This window comes from Mitsuaria sp. CC2, from assembly GCF_048957715.1.
GTDB lineage: Bacteria > Pseudomonadota > Gammaproteobacteria > Burkholderiales > Burkholderiaceae_C > Roseateles.
The window spans coordinates 137,929-160,909 of sequence record NZ_JARVXN010000015.1; the positions used below are offsets into that span (position 1 = coordinate 137,929).

18 protein-coding genes are annotated in these 22,981 nt (G+C 69.2%); 9 read left to right on the forward strand and 9 right to left on the reverse strand.

Translation table 11 applies throughout. From position 1 onward, the window contains the following. Positions 1-37 precede the first annotated feature (37 nt). Genes PV762_RS11050 through PV762_RS11065 form a run of 4 tightly spaced genes read right to left on the reverse strand, consistent with a single transcriptional unit; the run spans position 38 to position 4,352 of the window. Positions 38-850: an enoyl-CoA hydratase/isomerase family protein gene (locus PV762_RS11050; RefSeq protein WP_421035231.1), complete on the reverse strand. Its 813-nt coding sequence runs from the start codon at positions 848-850 to the stop codon at positions 38-40. 20 nt (positions 851-870) lie between these two features. Further along, positions 871-2,169: an alpha/beta hydrolase family protein gene (locus tag PV762_RS11055; RefSeq protein WP_421035081.1), complete on the reverse strand. Its 1,299-nt coding sequence runs from the start codon at positions 2,167-2,169 to the stop codon at positions 871-873. Beyond that, a complete protein-coding gene (locus PV762_RS11060) occupies positions 2,166-2,711 on the reverse strand; it encodes a GNAT family N-acetyltransferase (RefSeq protein ID WP_421035082.1) in 546 nt (181 codons plus the stop codon). The genes PV762_RS11055 and PV762_RS11060 overlap by 4 nt, the downstream gene beginning before the upstream one ends. Positions 2,712-2,744: 33 nt before the next feature. Next, on the reverse strand, positions 2,745-4,352 hold the full coding sequence (locus PV762_RS11065) for a carboxyl transferase domain-containing protein (RefSeq protein WP_421035083.1): 1,608 nt from the start codon (positions 4,350-4,352) through the stop codon (positions 2,745-2,747). A 208-nt stretch (positions 4,353-4,560) separates the two neighbouring features. Here PV762_RS11065 and PV762_RS11070 point away from each other — a divergent pair, with 208 nt between their 5' ends. From PV762_RS11070 to PV762_RS11080, 3 genes are all read left to right on the forward strand, one after another. Beyond that, a complete protein-coding gene (locus PV762_RS11070; RefSeq protein ID WP_421035084.1) occupies positions 4,561-5,334 on the forward strand; it encodes a TetR/AcrR family transcriptional regulator in 774 nt (257 codons plus the stop codon). Positions 5,335-5,454: 120 nt separating this feature from the next. Next, a complete protein-coding gene (locus PV762_RS11075) occupies positions 5,455-5,742 on the forward strand; it encodes a hypothetical protein (protein ID WP_421035085.1) in 288 nt (95 codons plus the stop codon). Next, the gene (locus PV762_RS11080; protein ID WP_421035086.1) at positions 5,720-6,034 is read left to right on the forward strand and encodes a type II toxin-antitoxin system RelE/ParE family toxin; all 315 of its coding nucleotides are present in this window, start codon (positions 5,720-5,722) and stop codon (positions 6,032-6,034) included. Before PV762_RS11075 ends, PV762_RS11080 begins: the two co-directional genes overlap by 23 nt. Before the next feature lie 59 nt (positions 6,035-6,093). Here PV762_RS11080 and PV762_RS11085 read toward each other — a convergent pair whose 3' ends face one another. Then, positions 6,094-7,239: an MFS transporter gene (locus PV762_RS11085; protein WP_421035232.1), complete on the reverse strand. Its 1,146-nt coding sequence runs from the start codon at positions 7,237-7,239 to the stop codon at positions 6,094-6,096. 222 nt (positions 7,240-7,461) lie between these two features. Between PV762_RS11085 and PV762_RS11090 the strand changes: the two genes are divergently transcribed. Continuing rightward, the gene (locus PV762_RS11090) at positions 7,462-8,418 is read left to right on the forward strand and encodes a LysR family transcriptional regulator (RefSeq protein WP_421035087.1); all 957 of its coding nucleotides are present in this window, start codon (positions 7,462-7,464) and stop codon (positions 8,416-8,418) included. Between the two features lie 98 nt (positions 8,419-8,516). Here PV762_RS11090 and PV762_RS11095 read toward each other — a convergent pair whose 3' ends face one another. Both PV762_RS11095 and PV762_RS11100 read right to left on the reverse strand, forming a co-directional pair. Then, entirely contained in the window at positions 8,517-11,420 is a 2,904-nt protein-coding gene (locus PV762_RS11095; protein WP_421035088.1) for a TonB-dependent receptor plug domain-containing protein, read from the reverse strand. 385 nt (positions 11,421-11,805) lie between these two features. Further along, positions 11,806-14,559, reverse strand: a complete 2,754-nt coding sequence (locus PV762_RS11100; protein WP_421035089.1) for a TonB-dependent receptor plug domain-containing protein — start codon at positions 14,557-14,559, stop codon at positions 11,806-11,808. A 422-nt stretch (positions 14,560-14,981) separates the two neighbouring features. On the opposite strand from PV762_RS11100, the gene PV762_RS11105 reads away from it, so the two are divergent. Further along, positions 14,982-15,452, forward strand: coding sequence for a (2Fe-2S)-binding protein (locus PV762_RS11105; protein WP_421035090.1), 471 nt, complete (start codon positions 14,982-14,984; stop codon positions 15,450-15,452). Position 15,453: 1 nt separating this feature from the next. Further along, on the forward strand, positions 15,454-17,673 hold the full coding sequence (locus PV762_RS11110; protein ID WP_421035091.1) for a molybdopterin cofactor-binding domain-containing protein: 2,220 nt from the start codon (positions 15,454-15,456) through the stop codon (positions 17,671-17,673). Positions 17,674-17,688: 15 nt separating this feature from the next. On the opposite strand, the gene PV762_RS11115 is transcribed toward PV762_RS11110, so the two are convergent. Further along, positions 17,689-17,889: a heavy-metal-associated domain-containing protein gene (locus PV762_RS11115; protein ID WP_421035092.1), complete on the reverse strand. Its 201-nt coding sequence runs from the start codon at positions 17,887-17,889 to the stop codon at positions 17,689-17,691. A gap of 127 nt (positions 17,890-18,016) precedes the next feature. Here PV762_RS11115 and PV762_RS11120 point away from each other — a divergent pair, with 127 nt between their 5' ends. From PV762_RS11120 to PV762_RS11130, 3 genes are read left to right on the forward strand one after another with little or no spacing between them, the layout of a single operon-like run. After that, positions 18,017-20,299, forward strand: coding sequence for a heavy metal translocating P-type ATPase (locus tag PV762_RS11120; RefSeq protein ID WP_421035093.1), 2,283 nt, complete (start codon positions 18,017-18,019; stop codon positions 20,297-20,299). Further along, entirely contained in the window at positions 20,296-20,760 is a 465-nt protein-coding gene (gene cueR, locus PV762_RS11125; RefSeq protein ID WP_421035094.1) for a Cu(I)-responsive transcriptional regulator, read from the forward strand. The genes PV762_RS11120 and cueR overlap by 4 nt, the downstream gene beginning before the upstream one ends. Further along, positions 20,757-21,737, forward strand: coding sequence for a pirin family protein (locus PV762_RS11130; protein ID WP_421035095.1), 981 nt, complete (start codon positions 20,757-20,759; stop codon positions 21,735-21,737). Before cueR ends, PV762_RS11130 begins: the two co-directional genes overlap by 4 nt. A 268-nt stretch (positions 21,738-22,005) precedes the next feature. On the opposite strand, the gene PV762_RS11135 is transcribed toward PV762_RS11130, so the two are convergent. Next, on the reverse strand, positions 22,006-22,878 hold the full coding sequence (locus PV762_RS11135) for a pirin family protein (protein WP_421035096.1): 873 nt from the start codon (positions 22,876-22,878) through the stop codon (positions 22,006-22,008). Between the last annotated feature and the right edge of the window lie 103 nt (positions 22,879-22,981).

Here is a 22,981-nt window from a genome sequence, read left to right on the forward strand (position 1 = left end):
GGGAAACCAGGACGCGGCGCTCGAGCGGACGATCGCGTCAGGCCAGCCACGAGGGCTTGGCCTTCGAAAGAAAACTCTGCACGCCCTCGCGCCCTTCGGCGCTGGCGCGGATGTCGGCGATGCGGCGCGCGGTGTCGTCGCGCAGCGTGGCCGTGATCGGGGCATGGGCGACGTCCTGGACGAGGCGCTTGCAGGCTTTCACCGCCGCCGGGCCGTTGGCCAGCAGCGCGGCGACGAGCGCTTCGACCTTCGCGTCCAGCGCCTGCGCATCGGTGGCCAGTTCATGGACAAGTCCGAGCCGGTGCGCCTCGGTCGCGGAGAAACGCTCCGCCGTCACGAAGTATCGGCGCGAAGCCTGCTCGCCGAGTGCGCGCACGACGTAGGGACCGATGGTCGCAGGCAGCAGGCCGAGCTTGGCCTCGGACAGGCAGAAGCCGGCAGACTCGGCCGCGACGACGATGTCGCACACCGACACCAGTCCGACGCCGCCGGCGTAGACGTCGCCCTGCACGCGCGCGATCACCGGCACCGGGCAGCTGTAGAGCGTCCACAGCATGTGGGCCAGGCGGCCGGCGTCGGCGTGGTTCTCGTCCCAGCTGTAGCCGGCCATCGCCTTCATCCAGTTCAGGTCGGCGCCGGCGCAGAAGGCCTTGCCCTCGGCGGCCAGCACGATCGCACGCAGCGACGGATCGCCGCCGAGCGCGTCGAACACCGCGGTGAGTTCACCGATGACCGTGTCGTTGAAGGCGTTGCGGACGTCGGGACGGTTCAGCGTCACGCGCGCAACGGCGTCGTTCGGACCGCTCCGCTCGACGCGCAGCGTGGTGGGGATGAAATCGTTCGAGGGCATCGTCGGGGACAGGATCGAGGTCATGGTTGGCTCCACACGACGGTGCGGTTGACGGCGTAGAGGCGGCAGCGCTCTTCGCCGTCCGTGTGTTGATCGCAGAGTGCGAGCGCGTGGGACTGCGCGTCGTCGCCGGTGGCGAGTCCCCAGTGGCGGCCGTTGGTGGCGAAGGCGCGCGGCTCCTTCGCCGCCAGGAACCGGCGATAGCCGTTGATCACGCGCCCGTCGTCCGGCAAGGCCGAGGTGTCGTCGATCGAGACGACGCCGTCCAGCGGCATCGGCAAGGCGCCGGGGATGGGGAAGCCGAGCGGCTGAAGGAACTCGTCGACGATCGGCTGCCAGAGGTCGTTGCCACGCGCGAACAGCTGGTGGCCGTCCTCGCCGAAGGCCGGCATCAGACGCGTCTGCGCCCGGCCGCCGCCGTCGCGGTAGGCCTGGGCCCATCGCTCCTGGTACTTGGCGGCGATGAACTGGTCGTTCCCGGTGAACACCCACAAGGTCGGCACCGCCTCGCGGCCGTGGGACGCGCGGCGACCGAAGTCGTGGAAGCGGTTGGCGAGTTCTTCCGGACGGCACGGCTCGCCGGCGTTCGCGCCGGGACCGGGTCCGTAGCCGCCAGCGAAGTCGATCGCAGCGACCAGCCCCGGGATGCGCTCGCCGGTCGCCGCCATCGCCGCGAAGCCGCCGACCGACTGGCCCATCACCACGACGCGCTGCGCGTCGATGTCGACGGACGACTGCATGAAGCGCACGACCGCGGCGACCTGCGTGGCCAGCGCCTTGGCGGCCACCTTGTACTGGGGCACGTCGCAGCGCACGCTGGAATCGGGATCGCCCTTCGCGGCCGTGTCGCCGTAACCCAGCCGGGTCGGCACGGCCACCGCGAAGCCCTTGCGGACGAAGAAGCGCGAAGCGCTTTCGAGGCGCTGGCGCTTGACCGCGGCGCGCTCCTGTTCCGACGCGGCGGGGCGGCCGTGGTTCAGCACCACCAGCGGGAACGGCCCCGGACCGGGGGGCCGATAGGTCGTCACCACCAGGTCCCCGATCAGCGTCTGCCCGCGATGGTCCTCCACCAGCGCCTGCACGCGGATGACGGATTCGCGGATGTCAGTCGCCACGCGCTCGGGCGCTGGCGTCGCTGGCGCCAGGGCCTGCACAGCGGGCGCGACGCCGGCGGCAAAGGCCACGCCCGTCGTGCCCGTCATGCCCGTCACGCCCATCACGCCCATCACGCCCGTCACGCCGAAGGCAGCGACCAGCAGACCGCCTCGCAGGCGAGTCACGAGGCACATCGCCACGCAGCGCGTCTGGGATCGACTCATGCCGAGGCCTCCGCGACGCCAAGCGCCTTGCGCATCAGCACGCTGCGATAGGTCTTCCCGGCCCACTGCACGTCGCCGATGAGCGCGTAGCCGCGTCGCTCGTAGCGACGGCGCAGCGCCTCGGCGGGCACGGCCGTGTCGAGCGCGACATGCGCGTAGCCCTGCGCGAGCGCCCAGGCTTCGGCGACATCCATCAGCCGCTCGCCGACGCCCTGCCCCCGGCACGACGGATGCACGGCGAGCTGGGCGAGGATCGCCGTGTCGGCCTGGGTGTAGCAGTCGGGCACCGGATCGCCGAGGTAGCGGCCATCGGGCCGCTTCGGCGGCGCGACGGTCACCGTGCCCACCAGCTCGCCACCGGCGCTCAGCGCGACGAAGGCCTGGCCGGAGGCCACGCGTTCGCGCGTGGTCTGCACACTCTGGTCGACCGCGGTGAAGTTCCATCCCTGCGCCGCCAGCGATGCGTAGGCCAGGTGCAGCAGCGCGGTGAGCGCCTCGATGGAGTCCTCGGGGGTCAGCGGTCGCAGGGTCAGGGCGGTCATCGTCGGAGCGGGCGTTCAGAAGAGATCGGCACCTTACATCCGGAACACGCCGAACTTCGTCTCGGGGATCTCGGCGTTCAGCGCGGCGGAGAGGCCCAGCGCGAGCACGCGGCGCGTGTCGGCGGGATCGATGACGCCGTCGTCCCACAGCCGGGCGCTGGCGTAATACGGATGGCCCTGGTCCTCGTACTGCTGGCGGATCGGCGCCTTGAAGGCCTCTTCCTCGTCCGCGGACCATTGACCGCCCTTGCCCTCGATGCCGTCGCGCTTGACCGTGGCCAGCACCGACGCGGCCTGCTCGCCGCCCATGACCGAGATGCGGGCGTTCGGCCACATCCACAGGAAACGCGGCGAGTAGGCGCGGCCGCACATGCCGTAGTTCCCGGCGCCGAAGCTGCCGCCGATGATCACGGTGAACTTGGGCACCTGCGCGCAGGCCACCGCCGTCACCATCTTGGCGCCGGCGCGGGCGATGCCTTCGTTCTCGTACTTGCGGCCGACCATGAAGCCGGTGATGTTCTGCAGGAACACCAGCGGGATCTTGCGCTGGCAGCACAGCTCGATGAAGTGGGCGCCCTTGTTGGCGCTCTCCGCGAAGAGGATGCCGTTGTTGGCCACGATGCCGACGGGCATGCCCTCGATGTGGGCGAAGCCGCAGACCAGCGTGTTGCCGTAGCGGGCCTTGAATTCGTCGAAGACGCTGCCGTCGACGATGCGGGCGATGACCTCGCGCACGTCGAAGGGCTTGCGGGTGTCGGTGGGGATCACGCCGTGCAGTTCGGCGGGATCGTAGGACGGCGCCTGCGGCGCCTGGGTCAGCAGCTCGCCCTGCTTGCGCCAGTTCAGCCGCGCCACGGACTGGCGCGCGATCGCCAGCGCGTGGGTGTCGTTCTCGGCCAGGTGGTCGGCCACGCCGGACAGGCGCGTGTGCACGTCGCCGCCGCCCAGGTCCTCGGCGCTGACGACCTCGCCGGTCGCGGCCTTCACCAGTGGCGGGCCGCCCAGGAAGATGGTCCCCTGATTCTTGACGATGACGGTCTCGTCGCTCATCGCCGGCACGTAGGCGCCGCCGGCCGTGCAGGAGCCCATCACCACGGCGATCTGCGGAATGCCCTTGGCCGAGAGATTGGCCTGATTGAAGAAGATGCGGCCGAAGTGGTCGCGGTCCGGGAACACCTCGTCCTGGTTGGGCAGATTGGCGCCGCCGCTGTCCACCAGGTAGATGCAGGGCAGGCGGTTCTGATCGGCGATCTCCTGCGCGCGCAGGTGTTTCTTGACGGTGATCGGGTAGTAGGTGCCGCCCTTGACGGTGGCGTCGTTGCAGACGATCACGCACTCGACGCCGGACACCCGGCCGATGCCGGCGATCACGCCGCCGCCAGGGGCCGCGTTGTCATACATGTCCAGGCCCGCCAGCGGGGCCAGCTCCAGGAACGGCGTGCCGGGGTCCAGCAGCATCTCCACGCGGTCGCGCGGCAGCAGCTTGCCGCGTCCGACGTGCTTGGCGCGCGCGGCCTCGCCGCCGCCCTCGGCGATCTTCGCCAGGCGGGCGTTGAGGTCGTCGATCAGGCCGCGCATCGCGTCCGCATTGGCCTTGAAGTCGGCCGAGCGGGCGTTGAGCTTGGTGGACAGCTGGGGCATGGGTCTGGGTCTCCGGTCTTATGAGCCGCGCTCAATTCTGTGCGGAAGCGCTGGCTGAAGGCGCTGTTCCGGGATCGCCGGCGCGGCGCAAGGCGCGAAGCATAAGTCAGATGACAGCAGTTTCCAAGCCGGACCCGAGCATGGATCGCACCGACTTGAGCCCGGCTCAATAAACCCGGAGAATCCGCTTCTCATGAGCCCCGCACCGATGTCCAGAGAAGACGCCCGCCTCGATCCGCCCTCCGCGGCTGCGCTGCCCGCGCAGCGCCGCTCGCCGGTGGGCGCGAAGGCCGAGCAGCGGGTGAAGGACATCCTGCGCGCGAGCCGCGCCGTCTTCGCCGAGCGTGGCTACGAGCGCGCGACGACGACCGAGATCGCGCAGCGGCTGGGGATCTCCGAGGCGACGGTCTTCACCTACTTCCGCGGCAAGCGCGAGCTCTGCATGCGGGTGATCGGCGACTGGTACGACGAGATCATCGAGGCGATCGAATCGGGCCTGCCGCGCGGGCGGCCGATCCGGGACCAGCTGGAGTTCGTCGTCCACACCCACCTGCGGCTGTTCCTGATCCAGGGCACGGGGTTGTGCGAACTGGTGCTGTCGGAAGGCCGCAAGCGCGACGCGCCGGTGGCGCGGGGCGAGGGCCAGGACTTCGGTGCCGCCTTCGTCGATCTGCAGCGCCGCTACACCGCGCCGCTGATGGACCTGCTGGCGCGCGGCCAGGCGCAGGGCGAGGTCCGGCAGGACATCCCGCTGCGCCTGCTGCGCTCGCTGGTGTTCGGGCCGATGGAGCACATGCTTTGGGAGGTGATCATCGCCGGCCGGCAGATCCAGGTGGACGCGGCGGCGCGCGATCTGGTCGCGCTGCTGTGGCCGGCGCTGCAGGCGCCGGACCAGGAGCTCAAGGCCCTGCGTCGACTGAAGGCCCGCGTGGCCGAGGCGCTGGACGGCGGCGGCATGGACGCCGTCGACGGCAAGGCCTGACCCTCAGCGCAACGCGTCGAAGCGCGCAAGACCTGGGAAGGTCAAAAGATCAGCAGTTGAGGTCATCGCTCTCCAGCCCCTGTTCGGGAACGATGACGGCTCCGACTTTCGAGTCATTCCATGGAGACCGACAACGTGAACCACGACATCGATCCCGCAGCTCAGGAGCTGCTGGGCGCTGGCATTGCGCCGATGCAGATCCCTCCACCCACTGCCCCCGGCGCGTACGCGCCTCGCATCAGCGAGGACAACTTTGATCAGGAAGCCTGGGACTGTTGGTATCGGGAGCAGATCCGCCTGTCGATCGAAGACCCGCGACCGAGCATTCCTTTCGATGACTTCGTCGACTGGATGGAGCGCAAGCTTCAGGACATGAGGAGCCGCCATGCTCAATCCCAAAACGATTGAATGTCGCGCCCGCGCGCTGCTTCGCATCGATCTGATCCTCGAGGAAATGGCCCGACACAATCAACTGGCTGCAGAAGAGTTCGGTCGGCAGATGGTCAAGAAGCTGCGATTGGCCCTGTCGTTCCCGATGCTTTATCGCGCCTCGTCGTGCGTGGCCGGGATCCGCGAGATCGTCCTCACCCCCAACTACTTCGTACCGTATCGCGTCACGCCCGAGGCCATCGAAGTACTGGACCTCGTTCACACGCGACAGAACTGGCCGGACCCCTCAGCCTCTGCACTGGCAAGCTGATTCCCGGCGAAAGGGCGACCGCATGCGGTCGCCCTTCCTCATTGCGGCCATCGCTGAAGTCAGCGAGCCCGCCGTTCGATGAGCACGCTGATCGCCGCCAGACCGATCCCGAACACGGCAAGCCCTGACCCCGCCACCGGCAACGAGCGCAGCGATGCACCGTGCGTCAGCATCCACCCACCCAGCCACGCACCGCCCGCATTGCCCAGGTTGAACGCCGCGATGTTGAGCGTCGACACCAGCGCCGGCGCGTCGGGCGCCTGCTGCATCATCCGCATCTGCAGTCCGGGCACCGTCGCGAAGGCGGCCATACCCCAGACGAAGACGGTCACGATGGTCGGCCATTGCCAGTCGAGCACCATCGCCAGCAGCGCCTGCACGATCGCCAGCGCGACGAGCACGCCCATCAGCGACGGCATCAGCTTCCAGTCCGCCAGCTTGCCGCCCATTGTGTTGCCGACCGTCAGGCCCAGGCCGAACAGGAACAGCACGCCCGTGATCCATCCCGTCGACAGGCCGGTGACCTCCGCCAGCATCGGCGCGATGAAGGTGAACGCGGTGAAGATGCCGCCGAAGCCGACCGCCGTCAGCGCCAGCGCGATCAGCACCTGCGGGCGCTTGAGCACCGACCAGTCGTTGCCCGCCTGCGCGGCGGTGTCGGCGTCCTTCGTCTTCGGCAGCAGCGCGACCAGCGCAATCGCCGCGACGATGCCCAGCCCGGCCACCGCGCCGAAGCTCGCGCGCCAGCCCCATTCCTGGCCGATCAGGTTGCCCAAGGGCACGCCCAGCACGTTGGCCAGCGTGAGGCCGGTGAACATCAGCGCGATCGCGCCGGCCTTGCGGTCGGGCGCGACCAGCTCGCTCGCCAGCACGGCGCCGATGCCGAAGAAGGATCCGTGCGCCAGGGCCGCGACGATGCGGCCTGCCATCACCGTCCAATAGCCACCGCCGATCGCCGACAGCAGGTTGCCCGCGATGAACAGCGCGATCAGCACCAGCAGCGCCCGCTTGCGCGGCCAGCTCGCGCTGAGCGCCGCCAGCGGCGGCGCACCCAGCGCCACGCCGAGTGCATAACCCGTCACCAGCAGACCCGCGCGTGGCAGGCTCACCGCCAGGTCCTGCGCCATTGCCGGCAGCAGACCCATGATCACGAACTCGGTCGTGCCGATCGCGAAGGCCGCCAGCGCCAGGGCCAGGATAGGCAGCGGGAAGCCGCGCGGGGCCGCCGGTTTGGCGCCGGTATCGCCAGCCTGGCCGGCCTCGTCGAGGGTGGAAGACAGGGAGGTCACGAGCGACTCCAACGTTGATTCAATGGTCCGCACTGTGATCTGTCGCTCGCAAGATGGGAATCCATCGAAAGTGATAAGCATCTGTTCCAGAATGGAAAAGATGGCGCCGTCATGATGCGGCTCCCACGGAGATCCGGAATGAATGAACTCGATGACATGCGCCTATTCGTGCGGGCTGTCGCCGCGGGCAGCCTGTCCGCGGCGGGGCGGGAGCTCGGTTTCTCCCCGGCCGTGGGCAGCAAGCGGCTGGCGCGGCTGGAAGCGCGGCTCGGCGTGCGGCTGCTGCAGCGGAGTTCACGGCGTCTGGCGCTGACCGACGAGGGCGCGATCTACCTGGAGCGCTGCCAGACCATCCTCGCCGACATCGACGACGCCGAGGCCGAGCTCACGCAGGGACGCCAGCAGGCGCGCGGGCTGCTGCGCGTCACCTCGACGGTCGCGCTGGGCCGCCGCTGCGTCGGCCCGCTCGCCGCCGAATTCATGCGCGAGCATCCCGACGTCACCGTGCAGGTCTCGCTCTCCGACGCGCTCGTCGACCTGATCGAGGAAGGCTTCGACTGCGCCGTGCGCATCGGCGGTCCGGCGGACTCGCGGCTGGTCGCGCGCCGGCTCGGACCCAATCGGCGCGTGCTCTGCGCGACGCCGGACTACCTGCGCCGCCGCGGCACGCCGCGCTCGCTCGAGGACCTCGCCAGCCACGACTGCATCCTCCAGGAGCGCATCGCCACGCGCCAGTCGGACTGGCTGTTCATGCCGGCCGACCCGTCAGTGTCGGCCTCCCCGCGCACGGTCACCGTGCAGGGCCGGCTCGTCACCGACAACGGCGAGCAGGCGCATGACTGGGCCCTCGCCGGACTGGGCCTGGTGCGCCGCGCGGTCTGGGACGTCGTCGACGAACTCGACGATGGCCGCCTCGTCGAGGTCCTGCCCGAATGGGCCGGCGAGGTCGGCCCGCTGCAGCTCGTGTTCCCGTCGCGCCGCCTGCTGCCGGCGCGGACGAGACTGTTCATCGACGCGCTGGCCGCGCGCTTCGAGCATTCCAAGGACCAGGCCCGCGTGCCCGCGCCCCTGCCTCCGAAGAAGCGTCGCCGTTGAAGTTTCGCCACGGCGGCGCACGGACGAAAAAAAGGGACCTTGCGGTCCCTTTCGGTGTTGCGTTCAGAGTGTCTCGAACCGGCCGGAGCCGGCATCGATCACTTGAAGGTGTAGTTCGCCGACAGCGCCCAGTAGCGACCGGTCCCGCTGTGCAGGCCCGGGTTCCAGCCCAGGATCGTGTTCGCGGCCGTGTTGGTGCCGGGGTAGTACGGCGCCTTCTCGTCCATCACGTTCTGGATGTTCAGCGACAGGGACAGGTCCTTGAAGCCGGTGTACGTGTAGCCGACGTCGAAGGTCATCCACTTGCCGACCGCGCAGTTCGGATAACGCTTGATGTACTCGTCACGGCCGTTGGTCGGCGTGGTCGGCACGCCCAGCACCGTGCGGCCGGTCAGGCCGTCGGGGTTGGCGCCGCCCCAGTGGCAGGTGTTGCCGGAGTAGTACTCAGGCACCGCGCCATCCATGCGGCGGATGAACGACACACCGCTCACCCAGTTCATCGCGCCCATGATCGAATGACGGCCGTCGATTTCCAGCGTCGAGGTCGCACGGAACTTCAGGCGCGGCGTATCGCCCACCGAAGTCGCCCAGTCGGCCAGGCCGCCGTTGGTGCCCACCAGGTTGTTGCGCGCATCGCCTGCGTGCTCCTCGCGGCTGTACCGGGTCATGTAGGTGCCGCGCAGCTGGTTGGTCCAGCGCAGGCCTTCCTTCGGGACCATGTTGGTCTTGAGCTCGAAGTCGATGCCCGAGACCTCGGTCGTGCCCTGGTTGACCCACGGGGTCTGCACGAACAGCAGCGGACCGGAGTTCGCCTGGCCCGGCAGTTGGAGCGACGGATTCTGGTCACGCAGGATCAGGCCGGGATAACGTTCCGGGTGGTCGACCACGCTCTGCACGTCAAGCAGGGCCACTTCACCCTTCTTGACGATGTTGAAGTAGTCGACCAGGATGTCCACGTTCTTGCTCGGCGAGAAGATCACGCCGAACGAATGGCTCTTGGACTTCTCGGGCTTGAGTTGAGGATTGGACGTACCCACGCCGGCCACGCTCTTCGAGCAGTCGGTCGGTGCCGCTCCCGGCTTGGGCGTGGAACCGTCTTCCTCGCAACGCAGCGGGTCGATGACACCGTTGACGAAGTACTGCGCGCCGCCCGGAGCGATCTGCGACACGGCCGGGGCGCGGAAGCCTTCGGAGTAGGTGCCGCGGAACGAGAGTTGCGGCAGTGCCGTCCACTTGGCGCCGACCTTCGGCACGAAGTTGGTCTTGATGCCGGGGTACTTGTCGGCACGCCCCGCGAAGTCCATCTCGAACGTCTTGAAGAACGGTGTGCGGAACTCGACGAACGCCGACTTCACCGTGCGGCCGCCGTCGATCTGCGTGTTGGCCAGACCCAGGATCTTGCCCGTGGCATTCAACGTATCGGGCGTGATCTCCAGTGTCTCGCGACGGATTTCAACACCGGCTGCCGCGCCGATCGCGCCGCCCGGCAGCGAGCCGAATTCGGTGGCGACCTTGGCATCCCACTGCCAGATCGACGCATCGGCGTTGTTGGTCAGCGGACGCGACAGGTTGGGATCGGCGGCGATCTGCGCCAGCGTGCGGCCGTTCGGGCCGAGCATCGTGCGCAGCACGTCCAGGTTCAGGAAGCCGAAGCTGGTTTCCTCACGCTTGGCCTTGTTCCACAGGACCGCGCTTTCCCAGTCGAAGTTGCCGGTCGTGCCCTTGACCCCGCCCAGTGCGCGGTACTGCTGGTTGGTCAGCTCGCTGCCGCCGCGGATGTTCTCGAAACGCATCTGCACAGCGGCGCGCGCGTTCGGGAACGGGTTGTCCGGATGTCCGATTTCCAACACCGGCTGGAACGGCGCCGCCACGTTGCCCAGCAGGAAGTTGCTGGCCGGGTTCAAGCCGCTGATCGTGCGGGGGGCACCCAGGTAATCGCGTTCGGTACGCGCGTAACCGGCTTCGGCGAACGCGGTGATGTCGTTGTTGACACGGAAGGTCGCACGGGAGATCAGGCTGCCGTCGGTGCCCTTGTTCTGCGCCTCGTTGTAGTTGTCGAGGTTGAAGTTGCAGAACTGTCGGTTGAGCGCCGGAGCCTGGGTGATGCCGTGCTGGGCGCCGCCCGTGATCAGATTCGCCGGGTCGCAATCCTTGCGGTTGATGACGTTCGCCGCGGTGCCCTGCGGGAAGTTCAACTGTCCGGCGGTGCCTTCACGCGTGAAGAACGGCTGTGACGAGACGAACGAGCCGTAGGGGTTCAGGCGTACGTTGATCTTGGCGTAGTCGTCGGCGTGGATGTCCTTGACGTCACGGGTCATCGTGCGACCGCGATGCGTGATGTCCGCGCTGACCAGGACGTTGAAGCCGTCCTTGGCGAAGTCGCCGAAGCCGAACGCGCCGTTGACCGTCTGGCGGCTGAATTCGCCGTCGTCGTTGGCGCCCACCGTGGCGCCCATCTGGATGCCTTGGTAGTCGTTCTTGGTGATGAAGTTGATGACGCCGCCGACCGCGTCGGAGCCGTACACCGCCGAAGCGCCGTCCTTGAAGATTTCAACGCGCTCCAGGGCGGACACCGGAATGGTGTTCAGGTCGTACAGGGTCGACGTGCCGTTGTTCGGATTCGCGTAGGCGGCCGGCGTGAGGCGGCGGCCGTTCAGCAGCACCAGCGTGGACGTCGAGCCCAGGCCGCGCAGCGAGGCGGTGGCGACGCCACGCGAGAAGCTGTTCTGTCCCGGGGTGTCGAAGTAGCCGTCGGTGCCCAGCGCCGGCACCATCTTCATCAGCTCCAGCGCGGTCTTCGCACCGCTGGCACGGATCTCCGCCGCCGTGATCCGGTCGATCGGCGATGTGCCTTCGGCAGCCGTGCGGCGGATGTTGGAACCCGTGACTTCCACGCGTTCCAGTTGCTGCGACTCCTGCGCGGCAGCGATGCCGCAGGCCAGCGTGCTGGCGATCGCGATGCTGGTGAGTACCAGCGCCCTGTGGGTAAGTTGACGAGACATTGCGGTCCTCTTCTGAAGTGGGGTCGCACCCGGTGATGGCGCTGTTTCCCGAACGGTTGCAGAGCGCACCCGGGTCGATGTGCCCGGTGCGGTGCGTGAGCTGATTTTTTCAGTAGCTCAAACGTGTGGTTCACTGACTTAAACATTTGGTACATCGCGCAGCAAAAGAGCGACACACCTATAAGAAGAAACCCGGCAGTCATGGCTCAAAGCAGGGGGAACCCTATCCCCAGAAACCCCCTCAAATGCAGGCGTAAATCACACGGATATGCCGGGTCATTGCCATGACGAGGGCATCTCCGATGTCGAAAGACAGGGCTTTCCGACGCGGACGGACGAAAAAAAGCCCGGCCAAGGCCGGGCTTCAAGGTGATCGCGGCAGCGATCAGAAGTCGTAGGACGCGCCCACCTTGTAGCTGCGCGGACGGATCCGGTACCCATCGCGCAGGTTGACCGGACGCTCGTCGCCCATCAGGTTGTTGATGTTCAACGACAGCCGCAGGTTCTTGATGCCGGTGTAGCCCAGGCTGAAGTCGGTGCGGATGTCCTCGTCGATGTAGCAGGGCAGCGAACCCGGCTTCAGGCTGCTCTGGCAGGCGGCCTCGCCCCAGGTGTCGAGGTCGGCTTCGCTGCGGTTCAGCGCCGTGCGCGAGGTGTAGTTGAAGCGCACGCCGGTGGTCCAGTCGCCCTTGTTCCAGGCGGCCGAGAACACCGCCTTCAGGCGCGGGTTCTCGTACAGGCCGACCTGGTTGGGACGCCACTTGTTCGCATCGATGTCCCAGGCCTTGTAGGTCAGCGCATAGGCCGCCGCCACGCCCAGGTTCAGCGTGCCGAACGATCCCGCCGCCACACGGCCCTTGACGTCGATGTCCACGCCCGAACTCTCGGTCTTCCCGAAGTTCTCGTACTGCAGCAGCATGGACGTGATCTGGCCCGCGCCCCACGACAGCGACTGGCCGGACACCTGGTTGGCGCGGGCGACCCACGCCAGCTCCTGCGCCGTCAGCGCGCCGCGGCTGATGACCGTGTCGTAGCCGGCCTGCCCTTCGCGCGCCAGCACGTAGTCCGGATCCCGCGAGTTGATCTCGTTCTTGCGCTCGATGCTGAAGTAGTCGACGGCGATCGAGGCGTTCTTGGTCGGCTCGAACACGAAGCCCAGCGTCACGCTCTTGGAGGTTTCGGGCTTGAGGTCGGGATTGGCCGAGATCATCACCGGCAGCGACGCGCGGCAGCCGCTGGCCAGGGCCAGCGCGGCGTCGGACTTGTCGGCGGCGGTGCCGTCCTTGAGGATGTCGTTGATCGCCGTGGCGGTGGCGCAGCGCTTCGGGTCCACCATCTGGTTGTAGAAACCGGTGACGCCGACCTGGCCCAAGGTCTCGGGGATGTTGGGCGCGCGGAAGCCGCCGGCCACCGTGCCGCGCAGCAGCAGCTGCGGCAGCACTTCGAAGCGAACACCCAGCTTGGGCGAGACGCGTCCTTCGAAGCCCGAGGCCTTGTCGAAACGCAGCGCGCCGTTGAGCTCCAGCTTCTTCAGCACCGGGGCGTTCAATTCGATGAAGGCCGCCTCCAGGTTGCGCTCGCCGTCGATCAGCACCGAGCCGCGGCCGACGATCTGCGCCTTCAGGACGTTGTCCGTGGACTTGATGCGCACGCCTTCCTGACGGTGCTCCGCGCCGACCGCAAAGGCCAGCGGGCCGCCCGGCAGTTGCAGCAGTTCGCCGCTCAGCTTGGCATCCACCCAGGTCTGGTGGTTCTTGCCCTGCGAGCCGTTGACCGGGAACAGGCGCTCCAGCAGCTCGCGGCTGTTGCCGCCGCCGATCTTGTACTCGCCCGACTCGACAGCCGCGAACAGGTCGCGCGAACCCCAGCGGGCCAGCTTGTCCGCCTCGGCGGCATTGCGGCCCACGGAGACTTCCCAATCCATCTCGCGGAAGGTGCCCTGTACGCCGGTCAGCACGCGGTACTGCTTGCCGGTGCCGTCGTAGTTGAACAGGCCGGGATCGTCCATGAACCGGTAATCGATGCCGCGGGGCTGGCCCGTGGGGTTCGCCGGATTCGAGGCCGACAGCACCGGATGCGGCACCGACTGCGCGACCTTGTTGTAGCCGTCGTACCAGCGCGAGGTGGCGCCCGCGCCGATGGCCATCGGCACGGTCAGGTACTCGGTGGTTGTCTTCGAATAGGACACCTCGGCGAAGGCCTGGATGTCCTCCGTGACCTTCAGGCGGCCGGCGCTGAACAGGTTCACGCGCTTGGCCGGATCGGAGACCGCATTCAGGCCGTTGACGTCGGTCACGCACTGGCCCGCCGCGTTCAGCGTCGTGCAGCCCGTCACCGGCACGCGGTTCGTGCCCACGCGCAGGTTGCCGGGGTAGGAATTCAGGCTCTTGTCGCCGAAGGTCGACAGGAAGAAGCCCTTGTGCCACGCCGGATAGTCGTCCTTCACGTCGGCCACGGTGTAGCCGTCGCGCTTGTACGCCTCGATGTTGGCGAAGACGTTGAAGCGGTCCTTGTCCAGGTCGCCGAAGCCGGCCACGAGGCTGGCCTGACGCTGCGCGCCGACGGCCGGATGTTCGTTGAACGTGGTGCTGACGGAGGCACCGACGCCGTTGTACGAGCGGCGCGTGATGATGTTGATCACGCCGGCCATCGCGTCGGAGCCGTAGATGGCGGAGGCGCCGTCCTTCAGGATCTCGACGCGCTCGACGGCGTCGGCCGGGATCGCATCGACGTTGACGAAGGTGTCCTTGGCGCCGTCGGCCAAGCCGAAGTTGGCGACGCGGCGGCCGTTCAGCAGCACCAGCGTGGCGCCCTTGCCCAGGCCGCGCATCGACACGCCCGAGGCACCCGAGGCGAAGCTGGAGGTGTTGCCGTCGTCCTTGATCTCGCTGCTCGAGGTCGACGTCAGCGTGTCCAGCACCTGGCGAACGGTGTTGGCGCCGGTGCGGCGGATCTCTTCACGGTTGTAGACCTGCACCGGCGAGGCGGTTTCCGACGCCAGACGCTTGATGTTGGAGCCGGTCACCTCGACGCGTTGAAGCTGGGTCGTGTCCTGTGCCTGGGCTTGCGCGACCTGCGCGCAGCAGAGCAGCGCCGCGGCGGCGCTCAGGGACAGGGAGAGCTGGTTTTCTTTTCTCATACTTCCACTTGCGATTGAGGGGGCGGATTCTGTGGAGCGCCCTGGCCCATGTCCGTCGTCATCCATTGCAAAACAGCAACAATCGTTCACGCCACAGCATCCACTCTTCGCATGGACGGGCGAAAAGCGCCCGACTGCTGCAAAAGCGGGCGAACCGAGCGCGAAAACGGGGCATGGCAGCGGTGCCAGGAAGGGAAAACCCTTGACACCTGAAATGGCACCATTCGGGTGCGCCCAGCGCCCTTTCATTCGCATGAACCCTTCCGGGTTATCTCCAGGCGGACGCCCCGCAAGACCTGGCCCCGGGCGCTGGATGTTCGAAAGGGATACGCTTGCGCACCCCCGCCGCAAGACCCGGCCCCTGACAAGGAAGAAGGACCGGGCGCGGCGGATCCGCCCAGGCGTCCCCAGGAGGAACCCCCATGTCCATTTCGATGACCGTGAACGGCAAGGCGGTGACGCTCGATGCCGATCCGCAGATGCCCCTGCTGTGGGCGCTGCGCGAAGACCTGCAACTGACCGGCACCAAGTTCGGCTGCGGCATGGCGCTGTGCGGCGCCTGCACCGTGCACCTGGACGGCCAGCCGGTCCGCTCGTGCCAGACGCCGCTGGCATCGGCGGCCGGCAAGAAGATCACCACGATCGAAGGCGTGGGCGCGACGCCCGCCGGACGCGCCGTGCAGCACGCCTGGCTGAAGATCGACGTCCCGCAGTGCGGCTACTGCCAGAGCGGCCAGATCATGAGCGCCTGCGCGCTGCTGGCCGGCAAGAAGAAGCCCACCGACGCCGACATCGACGGCGCGATGAGCGGCAACGTCTGCCGCTGCGGCACCTACAACCAGATCCGGGCGGCGATCCACGACGCCTCGGCCACGCTGGCGAAGGGAGGCTGAGATGGATGCCTTCCTCACCCACGTCGCCATGCCCGCCCGGCCCGCGGACGATCAGCCCTCACCCGCCGCGCCGACGTCTGCTGGACGCCGCGCGCTGCTGAAGGGCGGCGCCGCCTTGACCGTTTCGTTCGCGCTGCCGCTGGCGGCGGGCCGAGCGGCGCTGGCGCAGACGGCCACGGGCGTCCCCGCCTCCAACACCTTCGCCCCCAACGCCTGGCTGCGCATCACGCCCGACAACCGGGTCACCGTCGTCTGCGGCTCGGCCGAGATGGGCCAGGGCGTGCTGACCGCCATCCCGATGATGGTGGCCGAGGAGCTGGACGCCGACTGGGCGCTGGTCTCGGTCGAGCAGGCGCCGGCGGATGCGGCGTACAACAACCCGATGTTCGGCATGCAGGCCACCGGCGGCAGCACGACCGTGCGCGCGCACTGGACGCCGGTGCGACTCGCCGGCGCCGCGGCGCGTCAGATGCTGATCGCCGCGGCGGCGCAGCAGTGGAAGGTGGACGCGTCGACGCTGCGCACCGAGCGCGGCCAGGTGATCGGCGCCAACGGCCGCAAGGCGAGCTACGGCTCGCTGGTCGGCGCCGCCGCGAAGCAGCCAGTGCCGGAAAAACCCGCGCTGAAGGACCGCAAGGACTTCCGCATCATGGGCAAGCCGACGCGCCGCCTGGACAGCGCGGCCAAGATCAACGGCACCGCCAAGTTCGGCATCGACGCGCACGTGGACGGCTTGCTGGTCGCGGTGATGGCGCGCGCGCCGATCGCCGGCGCCAAGCCCAAGGCCTTCGACGAGGGCAAGGCCAAGGCGGTGAAGGGCGTGCGCAAGGTCATCGCCATTCCTTCGGGCGTGGCCGTGCTGGCGGACGGCTACTGGGCGGCCAGGCAGGGGCGAGACGCGCTGGGCATCGAATGGGACCTGGGCGCGCACGTCGACCTGTCGTCCGGCAAGGTGTCGGCCTCGCTCGACGAGGGCCTGCAGAACGCCACCGCGATCGCGCGCGACGTGGGCAACGTCAAGGACGGCAGCGCCAACGCCGCGCGCAACCTGAGCGCGCAGTACGACGTGCCCTACCTCGCGCACGCCGCGATGGAGCCACTGAACTGCCTGGCCTGGGTCAAGGGTGACGAGGTCACGATCTGGGCAGGCACGCAGAGCCAGGGCCCGGCGCAAGGCATCCTGTCGCAGGTCGCCCAGGTCACGCCGGCCAAGGTGAAGGTCAACACGATGCTGCTGGGCGGCGGCTTCGGTCGGCGCTTCGCGCCGGACTTCACCATCGACGCGACGCTGCTGTCCAAGCTCAGCGGCAGCCCGGTGAAGCTGATCTATGCCCGCGAGGACGACATGGCCGCCGGCTACTACCGGCCGACGTCGCGCGTGCGTTTCGAGGCGGGCCTCGACGACCAGGGCCAGCCGCTGATGCTGCGCGCGGACGTCGCCAGCCCGTCGATCATGGCGGCTTCGGGCTTCATGAAGATCCCCGAGAACGGCGTCGATTCAATGGCCGTCGAAGGCCTCGCGGATCACCCCTACGAGATCCCGCACCAGCGCATCGCCTACGGCCGCGCGGAACCGGGACCGCAAGTGTGGTTCTGGCGCTCGGTCGGACATTCGCAGAACGCGTTCTTCATCGAGAGCTTCATCGACGAGCTGGCGCATGCGGCCAAGGTCGATCCGCTGAAGTACCGGCTGGGGCTGCTCGAAAAGCACCCGCGCGCGCGCGGCGTACTCCTGCTGGCCGCGGAGAAGGCCGGCTGGAGCCGCCCGCTGCCCAAGGGCCGGCATCGCGGCATCGCGGTGGCGGAAAGCTTCGGCACCTGGGTCGCCGAAGTGGCGGAGGTGTCCGTGTCCAAGGACGGCGGCATCACCGTCCACCGCGTGACCGCGGCCGTGGACTGCGGCCAGATCGTCAACCCTCAGACGATCGCCCGCCAGATCGAAGGCGCCGTGGTCTACGGCCTGTCCGCCGCACTCTACGGACGCATCACCTTCAAGGACGGGAAGGTCGAGCAGAGCAACTTCCACGACTACCCGGTGCTGCGCCTGAACGAGATGCCCAAGGTCGACGTGCACATCGTCCAGAGCAACGAAGCCCCCGGCGGCATCGGCGAACCCGGCACGCCGCCGATCGCCCCGGCCGTGGCCAATGCGATCTTCGCGGCCACGGGAAAGCGGCTGCGCCAGCTGCCGTTCGACAGCGAAGCGCTCAAGCAGGCCTGAGCGCCCGCCCCACGCTCACGAGGCCGGCGCCGGCGGGTAGCCGGCCTCGCCGAGCACACCCGCCAGTCGCTCCCGGCTCAGGCCGCTCGCCACCTTCACGGTCTTCTGCGGCAGGTCGACGTTCACCTCCGCGTGCGCGTCGGCCTCCTTCACCGCCTCGGTCACCGCCGCCAGGCAGTGGCCGCAGCTCATGTCGGGCAGCTTGAATTCATGCATGTCGGACTCCTTCGGATCACATTCCCGGACGGAGCGTAAACCTTGCCACCGTGGCAAGGTCAAGAGACCTCTCCCATCGGGGGCATGCCCTTGACCTTCCCATCATGGCAAGCTTGACACTCCCGCCATGACCACCGCCACCACGCACCTCCCCGTCGCCTCCGGCGAGCGCCAGCTCGCCGTGTCCGGCATGACCTGCGCCAGCTGCGTCCATCGCGTGGAACGCGCGCTGCGCAAGGTGCCCGGCGTGGAGGGCGCGGAAGTCAACCTCGCCACCGAAAGCGCCACCGTGCGCGCCCCCGCCGGCATCGCCGTCGAAGCCCTCGTCGCCGCCATCGCCAAGGCCGGCTACGACGCCCACGAGATCGTCGGCGAGGACGACACACCGCCCGCGCCGCCGCCCTGGGCCGCCACCGGCTGGCCCGTGCTCACCGCCGCGCTGCTGACTTTGCCGCTGATCGCGCCCATGATCGCCATGGTCTGGGGCGCCCACTGGATGCTGTCCGGCGGGTGGCAGCTCGCGCTCGCCACGCCCGTGCAGTTCTGGCTGGGCGCGCGCTTCTACCGCGCGGGCTGGGCCGCGCTGAAGGACCGCAGCGGCAACATGGACCTGCTCGTCGCGCTGGGCACCAGCGCCGCCTACGGCCTGAGCGTCTACGAACTCGTGCGCCAAGGCCCGATGAGCACGGCCCTGTACTTCGAATCGGCCGCGGCCGTCATCACGCTGGTGCTGCTGGGCAAGTGGCTGGAAGGCCGCGCGAAGCGCCAGACGCTCAGCGCCATCGCCGCGCTCAAGCAACTCCGCCCGGAACAGGCGCACGTGCGCCGCGGCCCCGCCGGCGCGCAAGCCGAGATCGACGTCCCCCTCGCGCAGCTGCGCCTGAAGGATCTGATGGTCGTGCGTCCGGGCGAACGCATTCCCGCCGACGGCCGTATCCGCGAGGGCCGCAGCGCCGTCGACGAGTCGCTGATCAGCGGCGAGAGCCTGCCGGTGGACAAGGCCGAAGGCGATCGCGTGGTCGGCGGCGCGGTCAACGGCGACGGCCTGCTGCTGGTGGAAGTCACCGCGCTGGGCGCGGAGTCGACGCTGTCGCGGATCGTGCGTCTGGTCGAGTCCGCGCAGGCGCACAAGGCCCCCATCCAGCGCCTGGTCGACCGGGTCAGCGCGGTGTTCGTGCCGGCCGTGCTGGTGATCGCCGCGGTGACCCTGCTGGCGTGGGGCGTGTCCACGGGCGACTGGGAACGCGCGCTGATCCACGCGGTCGCCGTGCTGGTGATCGCCTGCCCCTGCGCCCTGGGCCTCGCGACGCCGGCGGCGATCATGGTCGGCACCGGCGTCGCCGCGCGGCGCGGGCTGCTGATCAAGGACGCCGAGGCGCTGGAGCACGCACGCCGGGTCGAACTGGTCGTGTTCGACAAGACCGGCACACTGACGGAAGGCAAGCCGCGACTGACGGACTTCGTCGCGGCGCCGGGTGTCGGCGGGGCGCCGGGTGTCGGCGGGGCGCCCGGCATCGGCGAGGCGGAGGCCGCCGCGGAGGCGGAGCTGCTGGGCCTCGCGGCGGCGCTGCAGATGGGCAGCGAGCATCCGCTGGCCCGCGCGGTGCGCGATGCCGCGTTCGAACGCGCGCTGACGACGGCACCGGCCGCCGGCATGCGCGCGATCGCGGGACGCGGCGTCGAGGGTCGCGTCCAGGCGCGCACCCTGATGCTGGGCAGCGGTCGCTGGATGGCGGAACTCGGCGTCGACCTGTCGCCGCTGGCCGCACAGGGCCGGTCGGCCCTCTCGCGCGGCCGCACGGTGTCGTGGCTGGCGGCCGCGGACGGCCCGGGCGCGCCGGCGCTGCTGGCGATGCTCGCGTTCGGCGATCGCGCCAAGGCCTCGTCGGCCGCGGCGATCGCCGACCTGAAGGCGCTGGGCCTGCGCACGCTGATGCTCAGCGGCGACAACGCCGCGGCGGCCAAGGCCGCGGGCGAGGCCCTCGGGCTGGACGAGGTGCGGGCCGAGCTGCTGCCGGAGGACAAGGCCCGCATCGTGGCGGAACTGCGCGCGAACGGCACGCACGTCGCCATGGTGGGCGACGGCATCAACGACGCGCCGGCGCTGGCCGCCGCGGACGTCGGCCTGGCGATGGGCGGCGGCACGGACGTGGCGATGGAAGCGGCCGGCATCACGTTGATGCGCGGCGATCCGCGGCTGGTCGCCGAAGCGATCGCGCTGTCGCGCGCGACGGTCGCCAAGATCCGTCAGAACCTGTTCTGGGCCTTCATCTACAACCTGCTGGGCGTGCCGCTGGCGGCGCTGGGGCTGCTGAGCCCGGTCATCGCCGGCGCGGCGATGGCGCTGTCCAGCGTCTCGGTGCTGGGCAACGCGCTGCTGCTCAAGCGCTGGAAAGGAACCGCGCGATGACCGCTCTCGCCTCACCGACGCCGGCCAGGGCCGCTGCGAGCGCCGCCACGTCGGGCGCGCCGCTGACCATCGGCCAGGCGGCCGAGCGCTCCGGCGTGTCGCCCAAGATGCTGCGCCACTACGAGTCGCTGGGCCTGCTGCCGCCGGTCGCGCGCACGGCGTCGGGCTACCGGCTCTACGGCGAGAAGGAGGTGCACACGCTGCGCTTCATCCGCCGCGCGCGCGACCTGGGGTTCTCGATGGCGGAGATCGCCGAGCTGCTCAAGCTCTGGCAGAACCGGCGCCGCGCGAGCGGCCAGGTCAAGCGCATCGCGCAGAGCCACATCGCCGACCTGGACCGCCGCATGGCCGAGATGCAGGCGATGCGCCGCGCGCTGGCCGAACTCGCGGACTGCTGCCACGGCGACGACCGCCCCGATTGCCCCATCCTCGACGATCTCGCACAAGGAGCCACCCCATGAACGCCCCCTCCGAATCTTCCGGCACTTCCGTCCCTTCCGGTCATCCCTCCGCTGCTCCGCACGCCGATCCCGTCCCGGCCCGCTGGGAACGCCTCGAGGCGCACCTCGGCAACGTCGGCGGCCTGACGATCCGGCGCGCGGTGCCCACGCCGAAGCGTCGCATGATCGCCGCGTGGTGCTTCCTCGATCACGCCGGCCCCGCCGACCTGACCCCGGACAACGCCATGCGCGTGGGCCCGCATCCGCACACCGGGCTGCAGACCTTCAGCTGGATGATCGAGGGCGAGGTGCTGCACCGCGACAGCCTGGGCTCCGAGCAGATGCTGCGACCCGGCCAGGTGAACCTGATGACCGCGGGCCGGGGCATCAGCCACACGGAGGAGTCGCAGTCCGACCGGCTGCAGCTGGCGCAGCTGTGGATCGCGCTGCCCGATGCGGTGCGGCATCGCGAGCCGGCCTTCGAGCACTTCCCCGAGCTGCCGTCGTTCGCCACCGGCGGCTTCGACACGATGCTGCTGGTGGGCGAGTTCGGCGGTCGCCGCTCGCCGGTGCCCAGCCACACGCCGCTGCTGGGTGTCGACCTGAGCGCCGCTCGCGCGGCCGAGGCGACGATCCCGCTGCATCCCGAGCACGAGTACGGACTGATGGTGCTCGAGGGCGAACTCTCGGCGACGCTCGACGGAGAAGCTACCGGCCACAGCAAGCCCGGCGAGTTGCTCTACATCGCGCCGGGCGCGCAGTCGCTCAAGCTGCTGTCGGGCGGCGGCAAGAGCCGCGCGCTGCTGCTGGGCGGCCCGCCGTTCGGCGAGCCGGTGCTGCTGTTCTGGAACTTCGTCGGCCGCACCCGCGAGGAGATGCAGGTCTACGCCGAGGAGTGGAACAGTCGCGAGGACGGCGGCCGCTTCGGCGAGGTCCGCGGATTCGACGGCCCACGCCTGCTGGCGCCGGTGGTGCCGCCGCTCAAGACGCCGCGCTGACGCGCTGGCATGAGCGGCCTCCGTCAGCTGGTCGCGCCGGAAGGCGGGCGCGATGCGCTCGTCCGCCGCAAAGGATGGACGGATGGACGGCATGCGGCGGCACGGGATCGCGAAGCCGGCTTGGTGGCGCCACCGCCGCGGCCGCGCGATGCCACTCACCGGTACGGGACGGACAAGGCCGCCAGCGATTCCGGGGAATCGATGACGGCCTTGTGCGGTCGGGGCCGATCCGCGAACGATGCGCGGACCTCCGGCCGATCCCGGTGAATCAGGCGAACTTGCCGGCCTGGAAGTCCCGCACCGCCTGCAGCAGTTCGCCTTCGGTGTTCATCACGAAGGGACCGTACTGGGCGATCGGCTCGGCCAGCGGCTGGCCGGCGATCAGGATGGCACGCGCCCCATCGTCGGACGCCGTCAGGCGCGCGCCGTCCGAGCCCGGCGTGTTGGCCAGGATCGCCATGCGGCCGCTGGGCACCAGGCACCCGGTATCGAAGCGCAGCGCGCCCCGGTACACGTACAGGAATGCGTTGTGCGTCGCCGGGAGGGCCTGCTCGAAGCTCGCGCCGGGGTCCAGATGCACGTCGAGGTAGATGGGCTGCGTCGCCTCGCGCTGCATCGCGCCGCTCACACCGTGGCTCTCGCCCGCGATCACGCGCACCGTCGCGCCGGGCAGCGTCAGCTCCGGAATCTCGGCGCTGGCGATGTCGCGGTACCAGGGGTCGCGCATCTTGTCGCGGCCGGGCAGGTTCAGCCACAGCTGGAAGCCTTCCATGCGGCCTTCCTGCTGCTCGGGCAGTTCCGAATGGATCACGCCGCGGCCGGCGGTCATCCATTGCACGCCGCCCGGGCCGAGCAGGCCTTCATGGCCTGCCGAGTCGCGATGGCGCATCTGTCCCTCGAGCATGTAGGTCACCGTCTCGAAGCCGCGATGCGGATGGTCGGGGAAGCCGGCGATGTAGTCCTCGGCCTGGTCCGTGCCGAAGGCGTCCAGCATCAGGAAGGGATCCAGACGCCGCTGCAGGTCCTGCGTCAGCACCCGCGTCAGCTTGACGCCGGCGCCGTCGCTGGTGGCCCTGCCCTGCACCAGGCGCTCGACCTGGCGGGGCGTCCGAAGAGAGGTGACAGGGGTGGCGGCGGTCATGATGGATTCCTTTCCGAAATGTCGAAATGTCGATCGATGTCTGTGCCGGCCGTCAGCGGATGCTGCCGGCCCGGCATGGGGCTTGGGGGTCCAGGAGGGAGCC